Genomic DNA, 14,434 nt, shown 5'->3' with positions numbered 1-14,434 from the left:
ATGCCTAGGCGCTGCGGAACGCGGCGACGGCGTTGTGCCCGCCGAAGCCGAAGGAGTTGCTGATCGCGAGCAGCGGTCCCTCACCCAGGTCACGGGGCGAGGTCACGACGTCGAGCGGAATCTCGGGGTCCTGCTCCGTGAGATTGATGGTCGGGGGCGCCGTGCGCTCGTGGATCGCAAGGATCGTGAAGATCGCCTCGAGAGCCCCAGTGCCGCCGAGCAGGTGGCCCGTCGATGCCTTCGTGGCCGAGACCGGGATACTCCCGGTGCGGTCGCCGAAGATGCGCAGCAGCGCGTTGTACTCGGCGACGTCGCCGACCGGCGTGCTCGTTGCATGCGCGTTGATGTGGTCGACGTCGTCGGGGGTCGCGCCAGCCTGCTCGAGTGCGGTGGCCACGGCTCGGGCCGCGCCGGAACCCATGGGGTCAGGCGCCGTGATGTGGTGGGAGTCGCTCGTGACCGCACCGCCCGCGAGTTCCGCGTAGATGCGGGCACCGCGTGCCAGCGCGTGCTCCTCGGTCTCCAGCACGATCGCGCCGGCGCCCTCGCCGAGCACGAAACCATCGCGTGCCACGTCGTAGGGGCGCGAGGCCGCCTGTGGGTCGTCATTGCGCTTTGAGAGGGCCTGCATGGATGCGAATGCGGCGATGGGCAGCGGATGCGTCGCTGCCTCCGTGCCACCCGCGATGACGATGTCGGCGATACCGAGCTGCAGGTGCTCATAGGCGTTCACGATCGACTCGGTGCCGGATGCGCACGCCGAGACGACGGTGCGGGCGCCGCCGCGCGCGGAGAGGTCCATGCTGATGGCTGCTGCTGCGCTGTTGGGCATGAGCATCGGCACGGTCATGGGGAGCACGCGACGCGGGCCCTTCTCACGAAGCGTGTCCCAAGCGTCGAGCAGTGTCCACACACCACCGATGCCGGTGGCGAAGTCGACGAGGATGCGCTCGGGATCGATCTCGGGAGCGCCCGCGTCGGCCCACGCCTCGCGTGCGGCAATGAGCGCGAACTGGCTGCTGGGGTCGAGGCGCTTGGTCTCGACGCGTTCGAGCACTTCAGCGGCAGGCACCTTCGCCTGTCCCGCGAAGGTCACGGGGAGTTCATACTTCGCGACCCACTCCTGCTCGAGGGGGCGGACGCCGGACTCACCAGCGAGGAGTGCCCGCCAGGTGTCGGCCACGTTCCCGCCGAGGGGCGAGGTGGTGCCGAGGCCGGTGACAACGATCTTCTTGGTCATAGCGAATCTCTCTGTCGAAAACAGGTGACCGCGCACCCTGCGCGATCGATGGCTGCGGTGCGAGCACTTCAGCGGGGTCGACCCGAGGTTCCGGATCGACCCCGCACAGTGAGCAGCGTGTGGCTGTTCTAGCCCTGAGCGGCGACGATGAAGGTGACGGCGTCGCCGACCGTCTTCAGGTTCTTGACCTCGTCGTCCGGGATCTTCACGTCGAACTTCTCTTCTGCGTTGACGACGATGGTCATCATCGAGATGGAGTCGATGTCGAGGTCGTCGGTGAACGACTTGTCGAGCTCAACCGTGTCGGTTGCGATTCCGGTCTCGTCATTGATCAGCTCGGCGAGGCCGGCAAGAACTTCTTCGGTTGACAGTGCCATGTGTTTTCTCCTTGGGGGTGTCGTATGACCGTGGGCAAGTTTAGGGCAGAACGATGACCTGGGCGCCGAAGACGAGCCCAGCGCCGAAGCCGATCTGCAGGGCGAGTCCGCCGCTCAGTTCGGGGTGCTCCTCCAATAGGCGGTGGGTCGCGAGCGGAATCGAGGCGGCAGAGGTATTGCCGGTCGTCGCGATGTCGCGAGCGATAACGACGGTCTCGGGGAGCTTCAGCTGCTTCGCGAACTCGTCGATGATTCGCATGTTTGCCTGATGGGGGATGAAGGCCGAGAGGTCATCCGGAGTGATGCCGGCGGCCTCGATCGCGCGCTTCGCGACCTTCGCCATGTCCCAGACGGCCCAGCGGAACACCGTCTGGCCCTCCTGTCGCAGGGTCGGCCAGGCGGCGTCGCCATCGCGGTAGTCGACGAGCGTTGCGTTCATGCCCACCGCGGCGGCCTTGGAGCCGTCTGAGCCCCACACGGGCGCGGCGATGCCGGGGAACTCACTCGGCCCGATCACGACGGCGCCCGCTCCATCACCCAGCAGGAAGGAGATGGAACGGTCGGTGGGGTCGACAACATCCGAGAGCTTCTCGGCACCGATCACGAGGGCATAGTGGGCGGCGCCGCTGCGGATGAGGGCATCCGCCTGTGTAACGGCGTAGCTGAACCCGGCGCAGGCGGCATTGGCGTCGTAGGCGGCGGCGGGGTTCGCACCCACCCTGTCCGCAACGACCGCGGCGATTGACGGCGTCTGCTGCACGTTGCTGACCGTCGCGACGATGACGAGGTCGATCTGCTCCGGGGCAACGCCCGACTTCTCGATCGCCTCACGCGCGGCATCCGTCGCCATGTCGACGGCAAGGATGCCGACGGATGCGCGGGTGCGCGTGATGATGCCGGTGCGCTGCTGGATCCACTCATCGCTCGAGTCGATCGGCCCCACGAGTTCCTGGTTCGGAACGACCAGGTCGCCGCGGGCGGCGCCGTAGCTGTAGATGCGCGTGTACTGCGCGCCGGTGGACTGGGTCAGTGTGGGGGCGGTCATGACTTCCCATCGATGAGGTCGTGTGCGGCTGCGAGGTCGTCTGGGGTCTTGATGGCGACGGCCGGCACGCCGCGGAGCGCGCGCTTGGCGAGCCCGACGAGGGCGCCGGCGGGGGCCACCTCGATGAGCCCCGTGACGCCGTCTGCTGCGAATGACTCCATCGTGAGGTCCCAGCGCACGGGCGAGGAGACCTGCCCGACGAGGAGGTCCACGAATGTGGCGCCGTCGCTCACTTGGGAGCCATCACGGTTGGTCCAGAGCGCAAGCGAGGGGTCGCTGGCGGTGACGCTGCCGGCGGCATCGCGGAGACGGTCCACGGCGGGTGCCATGTGACGCGTGTGGAACGCTCCGGCCACCTGGAGGGGAATGACGCGCGCGCCAGCGGGAGGTTCGCTCTTCAGCCGCTCGAGCGCGTCGAGTTCCCCGGCAACGACGATCTGGCCGCCCCCGTTGAAGTTGGCGGGCTCGAGCCCGAGCTCGTCGAGGCGTGCGAGCAGTTCGTCCTGGTCGGCCCCGATGACCGCGCTCATGCCGGTGGGGGCGACGGCGGCGGCCTCAGCCATGGCTGCGCCGCGCGCGGCGACGAGGCGGACGGCATCCGTGCTGCTGAGCACGCCGGCGCCGGCAGCGGCGGTGAACTCGCCGACAGAGTGGCCCGCAATGCCGCCCACGCGGTCGCGCCGCCCGTCGAGCAGTGCCTCGAGGGTCAGGATGCCGGCCGCGACGATGAGGGGCTGGGCGACGGCCGTGTCGCGAATCGTGTCGGCGTCTGAGACCGTGCCGTGCGCGGCGAGGTCCATGCCTGCGGCCTCGGAGAGCTCGTCGAGGCGCGACGCCATCGCGGGTTCAGCGAGCCACGGGGCAAGGAACTCGGGTGTCTGGGAGCCCTGTCCTGGGCAGATGATGACGATCACTTCTCTAGTCTCCCTGTCCGTGTCGAGATTGCTGTGGGGAAGCCGACGAAGATTTCGCGAAACCCTTGGGGGTGTCGTCAGTCCTCGTGTCAGTGGTGCGGGCGCCGACGCGGAAGGTGCTCGGTCTCGGCGATGGATCCGACGATGAGCGCCGCCTGCAGGATGAGGGACTCGCGCGCACCCGTGGCATCCCATCCGATCACCTCGGAGACGCGCTTCAGCCGGTATCGCACGGTGTTCGGGTGCACGAAGAGCTCGCGTGCGGTTGCCTCGAGCGAACGCCCGTTGTCGAGGTAGCACCACAGAGTGCCGAGCAGCTCGGTCGAGTGGGCCTGCAGCGGCTTGTAGATGCGGTTGATCAGGGTCGACCTCGCGAGAGGGTCACCCGCGAGGGCGCGCTCGGGCAGCAGGTCATCGGCGAGGGCGGGACGCGGGGCGTTCCGCCACGAGCGTGCGACCGCGAAACCGGCGAGCGCCGCCTTCGCACTCCGCGACGCCTCGACGAGCGACGGCACCTCGTGGCCGAGGATGAGGTATCCCTCGCCGAAGCCTGGCTCGAGGGCACGAGCGATGTCGAGGAACGAGATGCGGGTTTCGGATGCTGCTTCCTCCGGCTCTTCGGAGGAGGGAGTCGCACGGCCGATGACGAGCACGAGCCGGCTACCCTGCACACCGATGAGCACGTCGGCGTCGAGGTGCCGCGCCGTGCGACGCAGCATGTCGACGTCGAGCATCTTGGGGGCGGTGCCCACCAGCACCGACACCTCGCCGTGACCGTGCCATCCGAGTGCCGCGATGCGGCTGGGCAGCTCGTCGTCATACTCGCCACTGAGGATCGAGTCGACAACGAGTGCCTCGAGGCGTGCGTCCCACAGGCCTCGAGCCTCGGCGGCCCTGGCATAGACATCCGCGGCGGCGAAGGCGATCTCGCGCGAGTAGAGGAGGATCGCCTCGGCGAGTGATTCATCCCGCCCCTTGATGCGCTCCTCGACGACCTCGACGGTGACCTTGATGAGCTGCAGGGTCTGCGTGAGGCTGACCGAGCGCAGCAGCTCCCGAGGAGCGGCACCGAAGACGTCTGCCGCGATCCAGGGCGTCGACGTGGGGTCGTCGTACCAGTGGATGAACGACGTGATGCCGTTCTGCGCGACCATCCCCACAGCGGAGCGGCGCCCGGGGGGCATGTCTCCGTACCAGGGGAGGGTGTCTTCGAGTCGCTTGAGCGTCGCGGTGGCGAGTTCGCCCGACATGGTCTTGAGCCAGGCGAGCGTCTGCGCCTTTGTGCGGGGTGCGGCCATCGGTTACCAGATCACCTAGCTCTCTCCGCCGGCGTTACCGGTCGTGCCCGCCGTGACGTCGTGCAGCTTGTAGCGCTCGATCGCTTGCGCCGGCAGCGAGGCATCTACGGCACCGCGAGCCGCGAGCGACTGCAGCGTGCGCACGACGATCGACGGTCCGTCGATCTTGAAGTAGCGACGCGCCGCGGCACGCGTGTCGGAGAACCCGAAGCCGTCGGCGCCGAGCGTCGCGTAGTCGCCCGGCACAAACTGGCGGATCTGGTCGGGAACGGCGTGCATGAAGTCGGTCGCGGCGATGAATGGCCCCTCGCTGTCCTGCAGCTTCTGCGTGACGTAGGGGACCCGCTGCTCGCCGCCCGGGTTCATGAAGTTGTGCTCGTCGGCCTCGAGTCCCTCCCGCCGGAGCTCAGTCCACGAAGTGATCGACCACACATCGGCGGAGACGCCCCAGTCGTTCGCGAGGAGCTCCTGCGCTTCGAGTGCCCACGGCACCGCGACGCCCGAGGCGAGCAGCTGTGCCTTGGGTCCGGATGCCTCGCTCGCTTTAAGGCGGTAGATACCCTTCAGCAGGCCGTCGACGTCGAGGTTCTCGGGCTCGGCGGGCTGTGGGAGCGGCTCGTTGTACACGGTGAGGTAGTACATGACGTTGGGGTCCGGGTGCTCGCCCCCGTACATGCGCTCGATGCCGGCCTTGACGATGTGCCCCAACTCGTAGCCCCACGCGGGGTCATAGGTGATGACAGCCGGGTTCGTCGATGCGAGCAGGGGCGAGTGGCCGTCAGCGTGCTGGAGGCCCTCTCCCGTCAGTGTCGTGCGGCCCGCTGTCGCGCCGATGATGAAGCCGCGCGCCATCTGGTCGCCGGCTGCCCACATCGCGTCGCCCGTGCGCTGGAACCCGAACATCGAGTAGAAGACGTAGACCGGGATGAGCGGCTCGCCGTGCGTCGCGTAGGAGGTTCCGACGCCGGTGAAGGCGGCGAAGGCACCCGCCTCATTGATGCCGGTGTGGAGGATCTGGCCCTGCACGCTCTCCTTGTAAGCGAGGAGCAGTTCCCGGTCGACCGAGGTGTAGTGCATCCCGTTGGGGTTGTAGATCTTTGCCGTCGGGAAGTAGGCGTCCATTCCGAAGGTGCGCGCCTCATCGGGGATGATCGGCACGATCCGAGCGCCGAAGTCCTTCGAGCGGAGCAGGTCCTTCAGCAGGCGCGCGAACGCCATGGTCGTGGCGACCTCCTGCTTGCCGGACCCCTTGCGCACGATGTCGTAGGTCGAGGCATCCGGAACCGACACCTGCGTGTAGCGCGAACGACGCTCCGGCAGGTAGCCGCCGAGCGCGCGCCGGCGCTCGTGCATGTACTCGATCGCCTCGTCGCGCTCTCCAGGGTGGTAGAACGGCGGACGGTACGGGTCTTCCTCAAGCTGGGCGTCTGAGATCGGAATGCGCATCTCGTCGCGGAACTGCTTGAGGTCGGACAGCGTCAGCTTCTTCATCTGGTGCGTCGCGTTGCGACCCTCGAAAGACTTGCCGAGGCCGTAGCCCTTGATGGTGTGGGCGAGGATGACGGTCGGCTGCCCCTTGTGCTCGGATGCCGCCTTGAAGGCCGCATAGACCTTGCGGTAGTCGTGGCCGCCACGCTTGAGCCCCCAGACCTGCTCGTCTGTGTAGTCCTTGACGAGTTCGAGGGTGCGCGGGTCGCGGCCGAAGAAGTGTTCGCGCACGTAGGCGCCGTCCTCCGCCTTGTAGGTCTGGTAGTCGCCATCTGGCGTCACGTTCATGAGGTTGACGAGCGCGCCGTCGTGGTCGCGCGCGAGGAGGTCGTCCCATTCGCGGCCCCACACGACCTTGATGACGTTCCAGCCAGCGCCGCGGAAGAAGCTCTCAAGCTCCTGGATGATCTTGCCGTTGCCGCGCACCGGCCCGTCCAGGCGCTGGAGATTGCAGTTGATGACGAAGTTGAGGTTGTCGAGGCCGTCGTTCGCCGCGAGTTGCAGCGCGCCGCGTGACTCGACCTCGTCCATCTCGCCGTCGCCCAGGAAGGCCCAGACCTGCGAGTCGGAGAGGTCCTTGATGCCGCGGTTGGTCAGGTAACGGTTCGTCTGCGCCTGGTAGATCGCGTTGATCGGGCCGAGCCCCATCGAGACGGTGGGGAACTGCCAGTAGTTCGGCATGAGGCGCGGGTGCGGGTAGGACGAGAGCCCGTAGGGCGCGCGGGACTTCTCCTGCCGGAAGCTGTCGAGCTGTTCTTCTCCGAGGCGCCCCTCGAGGAAGGAGCGGGCATACATGCCGGGGGAGGCGTGACCCTGGTAGAAGATCTGGTCACCACCACCGGCGTGGTCCTGCCCACGGAAGAAGTGGTTGTGGCCGACCTCATAGAGGGATGCCGAGGATGCGTAGGTCGAGATGTGCCCGCCGACCGAAATGTCGGGGCGCTGGGCGCGGTGCACGGTGATGGCCGCGTTCCAGCGGATCCACGCGCGGTAGCGGCGCTCGATATCCTCATCGCCGGGGAACTCGGGCTCGTTCTCGGCGGCAATCGTGTTGATGTAGTCCGTCGTGGGCACCATTGGCACCCCGAGCTGCAGTTCCTTCGAGCGCTTGAGCAGGCTCAGCATGATCTCGCGGCCGCGACCGCGACCCTGTCCGGCGACGATCCCGTCCAGGGATTCCTGCCACTCTGCTGTCTCTTCGGGGTCCGCGTCGATGTGATTCACCGAGTACGGGTCCTGGTCGTGAATAGTCACGGTCTTGCCTCACTTAACTCTGCGGACTCTGGTCCCGCGCATCGTGCGGCCGGGTCGCGACTCGACGTTGGGCGGGCTTCACCATCCTAGTTACAGACCTGGCCGCCGGTTTGGATGATTCCAACAGCGATCGATACTGTTTCGAGCATCCGCCCACCAATCAGCACTAAAGCAAGGATGGCATCGATGACTGCAGAGATCGGCGAGAAGGCCCCCGAATTCTCCCTTGAGGACCAGTTCGGACAGACGATCGAACTCAGTCGACTGCTCGAGTCGAAGCCCGTCGCGCTCGTCTTCTTCCCCCTCGCGTTCACCGGTATCTGCACGGGCGAGCTCTGCGAGCTGCGTGACAACCTGGCCATGTTCGACGACGCGGGCGTCGAACTCGTCGCCATCTCCGTCAATAACAAGGCGACACTTCGCGAGTTCGCGGAGCGGGAGGGCTACAGCTTCACTCTTCTCGGCGATTTCTGGCCGCACGGGGAGGTTGCCAAGAAGTACGGCGTGTTCCTCGAGGAGCGAGGCATCGCCACGCGGGCGACCGTCGTGATCGGCCGTGATGGCGTGATCGCTGCCAAGTTCGTCAACGCTCCGGGCGAGGCGCGCGACCTCGCCGCCTATCGCGAGGCCATCGCTGCCATCAGCTGAGCCGCAAGGGCGACAGCCCCTGTACTATGGAGCGCGTCCCCCAGGGGAACGAGGGCCTTTAGCTCAGCTGGTAGAGCGCCACGTTTACACCGTGGATGTCGTCGGTTCGATCCCGGCAGGGCCCACAAGGGAAAAGCCCCGGTCAGCATCGTCTTGCGGACCGGGGCTTCCTCATTGGGCGACTCTCAGGTTAGCCCTCGTGACTGTGCCGTGAAGGTGGGGTCCGTGCTCAGTGTTGCGTTCCACCGCGCGAGAGCCGCGGCGTCGGCATCGGTGCCCATCCAGTGGGCGTAGAGGTCAGCGGTGAGCGTGGCGGAGGAGTGCCCCAGCCACGCCTGGGTGGTCTTGCGGTCGATTCCTGTGCCGAGACAGAGCATCGCGGGGTGTGGCTTAGATCATGAATGCGTCGGCCGAACGCGACGTCGGCCCAGCGGGTGTCGCGCTTGAAGTTGGGGCCGGAGTACGGCGTCCCAGCCGGCGTGGAGAACAGGACGTCCTCCGGAGCCTTGCCCGCCGACCGCTGTTCGATCAACGGAAGCAGCTCGGCTGCCAACGGCACTGTCCGGGCGCCGCCGCCTTTGGTCACGTTCCGGACCGGCTCGCCGTCGGGCCACGATCGGGATACCCGCGACGGCCGGGTAGGGCACGCGCTGGACGTCGCGCACCCGCAACCCTCGGAGCTCTCCCCACCGGATCCCGGTCAGCCAAGGGGGAGTACTACATCGGCAAGATCCGGGCGGTGCGCCTCAACCGCACCGTGCACTGCTCGCAGCTCCTGAATGGCGAAGGGGTAGACCTCCCGCCGGGTTCCCGCCGCGTTGCCGCGGGGGACGCGTGACGCCAACACGGGATTCGTGCTGAGCCTCCCCTCCCACACGGCCCAGCCGAACATGCTCGGCAAGGTGTTGCGGAAGCGCGACACCGTTGAGCGCGCCAACGTGCCGAGCAAGGTCGCGTAGAGGGCGTCGAAGTGAGCGGGGCGGAGCGCCGCGATCGGGCGATCGCGAAGAGTCGGCGGCAGGTAGGCCAGCGAGTAGCCCTCCTCGCGCAAAGTGGAGGCGGCGACAGTGTTCGCCCTCGCCTCCGTACACTGCTCCGCCAGCTCACCGAGTGTGGGCTTCCCTCGTGCCGGTGGAACGTAGGTGCCCATCGCCAGCTGCCTGACCTGCTCGGCTTCTAGGTGCGGGCGTCGGTCTTGAGCGTGAACGTGCGAGTCGCGATTATGCGCCCGCTGGCGTAGGCCCGCGCCCGCCACTTGCCACGCAATGGACGAAGTCGCGATCAGCACGGGGGTGTCCCTCTTGACACTGTCCCTGCCACATAGTTTCCACTAGGTGAGCTAGTTTCTCGCCCGGCAGTACGACCTGCGGCACCGCAGAGAATGGAATCGTGTGATTCACGCTCAGTCCCTGACCAAACGCTACGGACCGAAGACCGCCGTCGACGGCATCGACTTCTCGGTCGCTCCGGGACGAGTAACCGGTTTCCTCGGCCCGAATGGGGCGGGCAAGTCGACGACGATGCGCATGATCGTCGGGCTCGATCGCCCCACCTCCGGCACGGTAACGATCAACGGGCGGTCCTACGAAGACCACCGGTCGCCGCTGCACGAGGTGGGAGTGCTCCTCGACGCGCGTGCCGTGCACCCAGGGCGCACCGCCCGCGACCATCTGCTCGCCATGGCGGCGACGCATCGCATCGGAACGAAGCGCGTCGACGAGGTCATCCGCCTCGCCGGTCTCGACTCGGTGGCGCGGAAGCGCGTACGCGGCTTCTCGCTGGGAATGGGACAGCGCCTCGGGCTCGCCACCGCACTGCTCGGCGACCCCGCCACGCTTATCCTCGACGAACCGGTCAACGGGCTCGACCCCGAGGGCGTCGTTTGGGTGCGCCGACTCGCCCGCACCCTCGCCGCGGAAGGGAGGACGGTCTTGCTCTCGTCGCACCTGATGAGCGAGATGGCGCAGACCGCGGAGCATCTGATCGTGCTCGGGCGCGGAAGGGTGCTCGCTGATGCACCTGTCAGCCAGATCCTCGCGAAGGCGTCGGGGGACTCCGTGCTGGTGCGTGCGAACGATGCTGCCCGTCTCGGCGCGCTGCTCGCCGCGCAGGGCGCCGGCGTCACCAGCGCCGAGACGGGCCTCCTCTCGGTCACCCAGGTCGCCGCGGCGCGCATCGCGGAGATCGCGGCCGGAGCCGGCATCATCGTCTACGAGCTCACGCCCGTGACGAGGTCTCTCGAAGAGGCGTACTTGGAACTGACTCGTGATGAGGCCGAGTACACGACCACTCACATCCCTTCGGAGGGCACCCGATGAGCGCGAGCACCACTCCAGTCTTCGCGGCCAGAGGGCAGAACCTCAGCATCGGAGGGATCATCCACTCCGAGTGGATCAAGCTCCGCAGCATCCGATCGACCTGGTGGATCTACGCCGCCATCGTCGCGATCACCGTCGGTGTGGGAGCTCAGATGTCCTCCTCGACGAGTTTCGCCTGGTTCGACGGAGAGGTCGCACAGACAGGCCAGCAGTATGCCGGCGTGAATGTCATCAATCTCAGCACCGATATCAACGTTCTTATCGTGGGCGTGTTGGGCGTGCTGGTGATTGCTGGCGAATACAGCAGCGGGATGATCAGGTCCACCCTCACGGCTGTACCGCGTCGGGTTCCCGCGCTGCTCGCCAAAGCGTTGGTGTTCGCCGTCATCACCTTCCTTATAGGTGCAATGGCGGTGGCCGTCACGATCCCGATCTCCATCCCGCTTCTCGCCGGGAACGGCATCGACATCCGCCTCGACGACCCGCACTACTGGCGTGCCATGATCGGCAGCGTCGGCTACCTCGTGATGGTCGGGCTCATCGCCTTCGCGATCGGCGCGTGCCTGCGCAACATCGCTAGCGGCATCGCCACGGCACTCGGACTCGTGTTCGTCGTACCGCTCGGGCTCGGCCTCGTGGCCGGTGGTGCCGCGTCGCAGGTCTGGTTGCAGAACCTCGTAGCGCTGCTCCCGTTCAACCTGGGCCGAGCCCTCACCAGCCACCCGGGCTACGCCGAGTTCGTTGCACCGGGCTCACCGCTCAACCGAGCCGATGGTCTCTGGGTCCTCGAACCGTGGCAGGGGGCTCTCGGCCTCGTGGTCTGGGTCGTCGTACTGTTCAGCGTGGCGATCGTGACGCTCAAGCGTCGCGATGCGTGAGCGATCGCATGACGCGTCCGAGGATGAGGACCGTTGCTGAATCAGCGCACGTACCCGCTCTGGTCATGCGCAGAGCCTATCTGTGCAGAACTAGAGCAGAGCCAGCCGTAAGTCCCTACCGATCGAGGCTTTCAGCTCTTCCTCGCGAGCCAGCATCCTGAAAGATGGCGGTATGAGCCCACAGCACGCGCGGCCCCGACCATGGCAGGGCGCACGGCGCACGGCGCCGGCATTTCGTTGGAAAACCGACGTCGTGCGGGTGACCGTCAGCACCGTGGTGGCCACGCTCGTCACGGCGCTTGTCCTGCTGGCCATCATCCGGTTCACCGATGTCGACCTGAGCGAAACATTGCAGATGCAAGTGACGGCCTTCGTCATCCTCTGGCCCACCTACACACTCGTCTACGTCGCCTGGGGGTCGTGGGTGTACTCGCGGCTCGATCACGCCTCCCTCGCGCAGGTAATCGCAGCCGACGATGAAGGCGAGCGACGCCTGCTGTCCCGGCTGCTCGGACTGACGGGCACCACCAACACGACCATCTCGGCCGCCGTCGTCGCCGTCATCGTCACCGTGGTGATCGGGCAGCGCCCCGAGTTTCGCGGGGAAGCCGTCTACATCGCCGCAGCCCTGTCAATGGTCGCGAGTTCCTGGATACTCATGGTCTTCTCGTTCGCGCAGACCTACCTGCGCCTCGGGGTCGCCGACGACGGCGAACACGTGCGCTTCCACTTTCCCGAGCGGGCACGCTTCGGCGACTACGTGACCCTCGCCGTGCTGCTCTCCACTATGGCGGCCACGACACCCGCTCAGCTCAATTCGCGCCGAGCATGGCGCGTCGTACGCACCAACGTGATCATCGCGTTCGTCTTCAACTCGGTGGTAATCGCGATGATGGTCTCCCTCCTGTTCGGCGGCCTGTTCAGCTGAACGAGGGTTCTTGCAGACCTGAAAGTCAGCGGCAGGCCGAACGGACTTGGTCATCCTCGGCACACCGTTTCAGTTGCCGTACGGCGCTCGAAATCAGCGAGTCCCACTTTCGCTATCGCGACTCGCATCCCAGAGGCCAACGGTCACGGCAACGGGCCCTCGTAGGCGAGCCAGAAGTCGATTGCCGCCGCACGCGGACGGGCCGTCATTTCTCCGCCGTCGACGCTGAACTCCATCACTTGTCCAGGGGCGTCCTCCACATTCGGCCAGTCGTGTCGGGTGAGCGCGCCGGGGTCGCCGGTCCGGACGAACGAGACCCAGTGCGCGCTCATCTGATCCCGCAAGCGATGGTCGGCATCGGTGTAGGCGGCGCCACTGTCGGCTCCTAGATTGTCGTAGGCGTACGCGACTTCCGCTCCGTGATAGGCGCCGAACTCCGCAAGTTTCTTCTCCGGGGGTGTGTGCGAGAAGAAGTAGAGAAAGGCATCCGCTGTTCCCGACTGGGTCTGCAGGTGTGCCCACCGGTGCATCGCGCGAGTCATGACACGGTCGGTCTGCGCTTGCAAGGAGGACTCGAGCACCTGCTCCGGCGTGTCTCCGGGGTAGAGGTCGAGGAAGCTGCCAGCCAGTTCGCCATACGTCTTCTGAACCGACGACTGATACTCGTCCACGTCGGAGTCGGCCGGAAGGGCGAGCGCAAGCGACGCTTCGTGGGCATTGCTGCCGACGAGGATCGGGACGTCGTGTTGCTGTCCTGCAGCGTAGAGGTCAGCAGGGGGCCGCGGGAGGACGCGACCGTCGACGGAGGGGCGCCAGTGGGACGCGAGATCTGCGGATGCATCGAGGATGCGATCGACGGGCATCGATCGCATTTCTTCGATCGTCGCCCCGCCCAATCGCGTGCTCAGGCGAAGGCCTGCGTCGTCTGCCACCTCGCGCGTATCGAACTGATCACCCGCCTCGGTGTCCCCGGTCGTCCCCATGCAGGCGCCGCTGCCCGCGATGATGCCGTCGAACAGCCCCACCGCGAGCGGCGTCGCACCCAGAACGCACACGCTCTCTCCTCCGGCGGATTCGCCCGCGATCGTCAGTCGATCAGGGTCGCCGCCGAACGACGCGATGTTGTCCCGTACCCACTCGAGCGCCGCGATCTGATCCAGGATGCCGAAGTTGCCGGAAGCGGTCTGGCCGGACGCTTCTGCCAGCTCGGGGTGAGAGAGGAACCCGAACACGCCCAGGCGGTAGTTGAGCGTGATCGTGATCACGCTCCCTCGGGAGGCGAGGGCTTCCCCGTCGTAGAGCGGCAGAGCACCGGAGCCGGTCGTGAAACCGCCGCCCGGGATGTAGACCATCACCGGGAGCTTCTCCTCCACCGGCGCAGCGCTCCGCCAGATGTTGAGAGTCAGGCTGTCCTCACTGGTCCGGAACGGGTTGAGCAAGGTGCCCTCGAGGGGAACGTCGACGATCTGCGAGAGAGCCCGGGTGAAGAAGGTCGACTCTCCCTGCACTGGTACGGCGGAGAACCGGTCGGCGACGAACACCGTGTCGCGCTCCTCGGGTGGCTCCGGTGCGCGCCAGCGCAGATCCGCGACCGGCGGCCGGGCGTATGGGATGCCCGCGAAGATCTCCACCGTGCGCGCCTCGTTGAACACGCCGCGCACGGGCCCCTCGCGTGTCGAGACCAATTCCGTGACGGCCGGACTGCTTCCGCCGGCCGCTCGCGTATCCAGGGGTGGATAGGCGAACACGGCCGTGGCGCTGATGACTGCGGTCCCGAGCAGCCACACTCCCCATCGACGAAGGGCCGAACGCCGACGCAGTCGATGCAGGAACACAGCGAGGGCTGCCAGGAGCGTTGCCGCAAGCGCCCATCCCCACCAGGGACTTCGATTGAGCCAGGCGAGGACGGACGCGCCGGCGGCCGTGAACAGTATCGGGAGAGCGCATCCCGCGGCTTGCGCGAGCCGCCCTCGAGGAGAGCTCGCTGCTTGGGCCTCTCCGCCTCCTGGTTGTGTCCGCGCGCGCACGTCATCCCTCTTCGTCTGG

13 protein-coding genes and 1 tRNA gene are annotated in these 14,434 nt (G+C 66.8%); 5 read left to right on the top strand and 9 right to left on the bottom strand.

Features of this window, described 5'->3' with window-relative positions; translation table 11 throughout:
* Positions 1 to 4 precede the first annotated feature (4 nt).
* The 6 genes from FVA74_RS07060 to aceE form a co-directional block, all read right to left on the bottom strand.
* Complete coding sequence (locus FVA74_RS07060; protein ID WP_147721362.1) at positions 5 to 1,240, bottom strand: beta-ketoacyl synthase; 1,236 nt, start codon at positions 1,238 to 1,240, stop codon at positions 5 to 7.
* A 128-nt stretch (positions 1,241 to 1,368) separates the two neighbouring features.
* On the bottom strand, positions 1,369 to 1,617 hold the full coding sequence (locus FVA74_RS07055) for an acyl carrier protein (RefSeq protein WP_147721361.1): 249 nt from the start codon (positions 1,615 to 1,617) through the stop codon (positions 1,369 to 1,371).
* A 40-nt stretch (positions 1,618 to 1,657) separates the two neighbouring features.
* Positions 1,658 to 2,662 carry a beta-ketoacyl-ACP synthase III gene (locus FVA74_RS07050; RefSeq protein ID WP_147721360.1) on the bottom strand — a complete coding sequence of 335 codons (1,005 nt, stop codon included), beginning with the start codon at positions 2,660 to 2,662 and terminating at the stop codon, positions 1,658 to 1,660.
* Positions 2,659 to 3,576, bottom strand: a complete 918-nt coding sequence (locus tag FVA74_RS07045) for an ACP S-malonyltransferase (RefSeq protein WP_147721359.1) — start codon at positions 3,574 to 3,576, stop codon at positions 2,659 to 2,661. The genes FVA74_RS07050 and FVA74_RS07045 overlap by 4 nt, the downstream gene beginning before the upstream one ends.
* Before the next feature lie 89 nt (positions 3,577 to 3,665).
* Entirely contained in the window at positions 3,666 to 4,874 is a 1,209-nt protein-coding gene (locus FVA74_RS07040; protein WP_147721358.1) for a CdaR family transcriptional regulator, read from the bottom strand.
* A gap of 15 nt (positions 4,875 to 4,889) precedes the next feature.
* A complete protein-coding gene (aceE, locus tag FVA74_RS07035) occupies positions 4,890 to 7,616 on the bottom strand; it encodes a pyruvate dehydrogenase (acetyl-transferring), homodimeric type (protein ID WP_147721357.1) in 2,727 nt (908 codons plus the stop codon).
* A 186-nt stretch (positions 7,617 to 7,802) separates the two neighbouring features.
* Between aceE and FVA74_RS07030 the strand changes: the two genes are divergently transcribed.
* Entirely contained in the window at positions 7,803 to 8,264 is a 462-nt protein-coding gene (locus FVA74_RS07030) for a peroxiredoxin (RefSeq protein WP_147721356.1), read from the top strand.
* Between the two features lie 52 nt (positions 8,265 to 8,316).
* Positions 8,317 to 8,389 (top strand) — tRNA-Val (locus FVA74_RS07025).
* A gap of 60 nt (positions 8,390 to 8,449) precedes the next feature.
* Here the strand turns inward: FVA74_RS07025 and FVA74_RS07020 are convergent.
* Both FVA74_RS07020 and FVA74_RS07015 read right to left on the bottom strand, forming a co-directional pair.
* The gene (locus FVA74_RS07020; protein WP_147721355.1) at positions 8,450 to 8,641 is read right to left on the bottom strand and encodes a hypothetical protein; all 192 of its coding nucleotides are present in this window, start codon (positions 8,639 to 8,641) and stop codon (positions 8,450 to 8,452) included.
* Between the two features lie 323 nt (positions 8,642 to 8,964).
* Positions 8,965 to 9,414, bottom strand: coding sequence for a hypothetical protein (locus FVA74_RS07015; RefSeq protein WP_147721354.1), 450 nt, complete (start codon positions 9,412 to 9,414; stop codon positions 8,965 to 8,967).
* Between the two features lie 241 nt (positions 9,415 to 9,655).
* Between FVA74_RS07015 and FVA74_RS07010 the strand changes: the two genes are divergently transcribed.
* The 3 genes from FVA74_RS07010 to FVA74_RS07000 all read left to right on the top strand — a co-directional run bounded on the left by FVA74_RS07010 (position 9,656) and on the right by FVA74_RS07000 (position 12,388).
* A complete protein-coding gene (locus tag FVA74_RS07010; RefSeq protein WP_147721353.1) occupies positions 9,656 to 10,582 on the top strand; it encodes an ABC transporter ATP-binding protein in 927 nt (308 codons plus the stop codon).
* Entirely contained in the window at positions 10,579 to 11,460 is an 882-nt protein-coding gene (locus FVA74_RS07005; RefSeq protein WP_147721352.1) for an ABC transporter permease subunit, read from the top strand. Before FVA74_RS07010 ends, FVA74_RS07005 begins: the two co-directional genes overlap by 4 nt.
* Positions 11,461 to 11,719: 259 nt before the next feature.
* Positions 11,720 to 12,388, top strand: coding sequence for a DUF1345 domain-containing protein (locus FVA74_RS07000; RefSeq protein WP_168220080.1), 669 nt, complete (start codon positions 11,720 to 11,722; stop codon positions 12,386 to 12,388).
* Between the two features lie 143 nt (positions 12,389 to 12,531).
* Here FVA74_RS07000 and FVA74_RS06995 read toward each other — a convergent pair whose 3' ends face one another.
* Positions 12,532 to 14,175 (bottom strand): carboxylesterase/lipase family protein, encoded by a 1,644-nt coding sequence (locus tag FVA74_RS06995; protein WP_240792153.1) that lies wholly within the window; start codon positions 14,173 to 14,175, stop codon positions 12,532 to 12,534.
* Positions 14,176 to 14,434: the final 259 nt, after the last annotated feature.

The sequence above is a fragment of the Salinibacterium sp. dk2585 genome (assembly GCF_008001035.1).
Lineage (GTDB): Bacteria > Actinomycetota > Actinomycetes > Actinomycetales > Microbacteriaceae > Homoserinimonas.
Note: the sequence above shows the minus strand (reverse complement) of the source record. Positions and strands in the feature narration are given on the sequence as shown.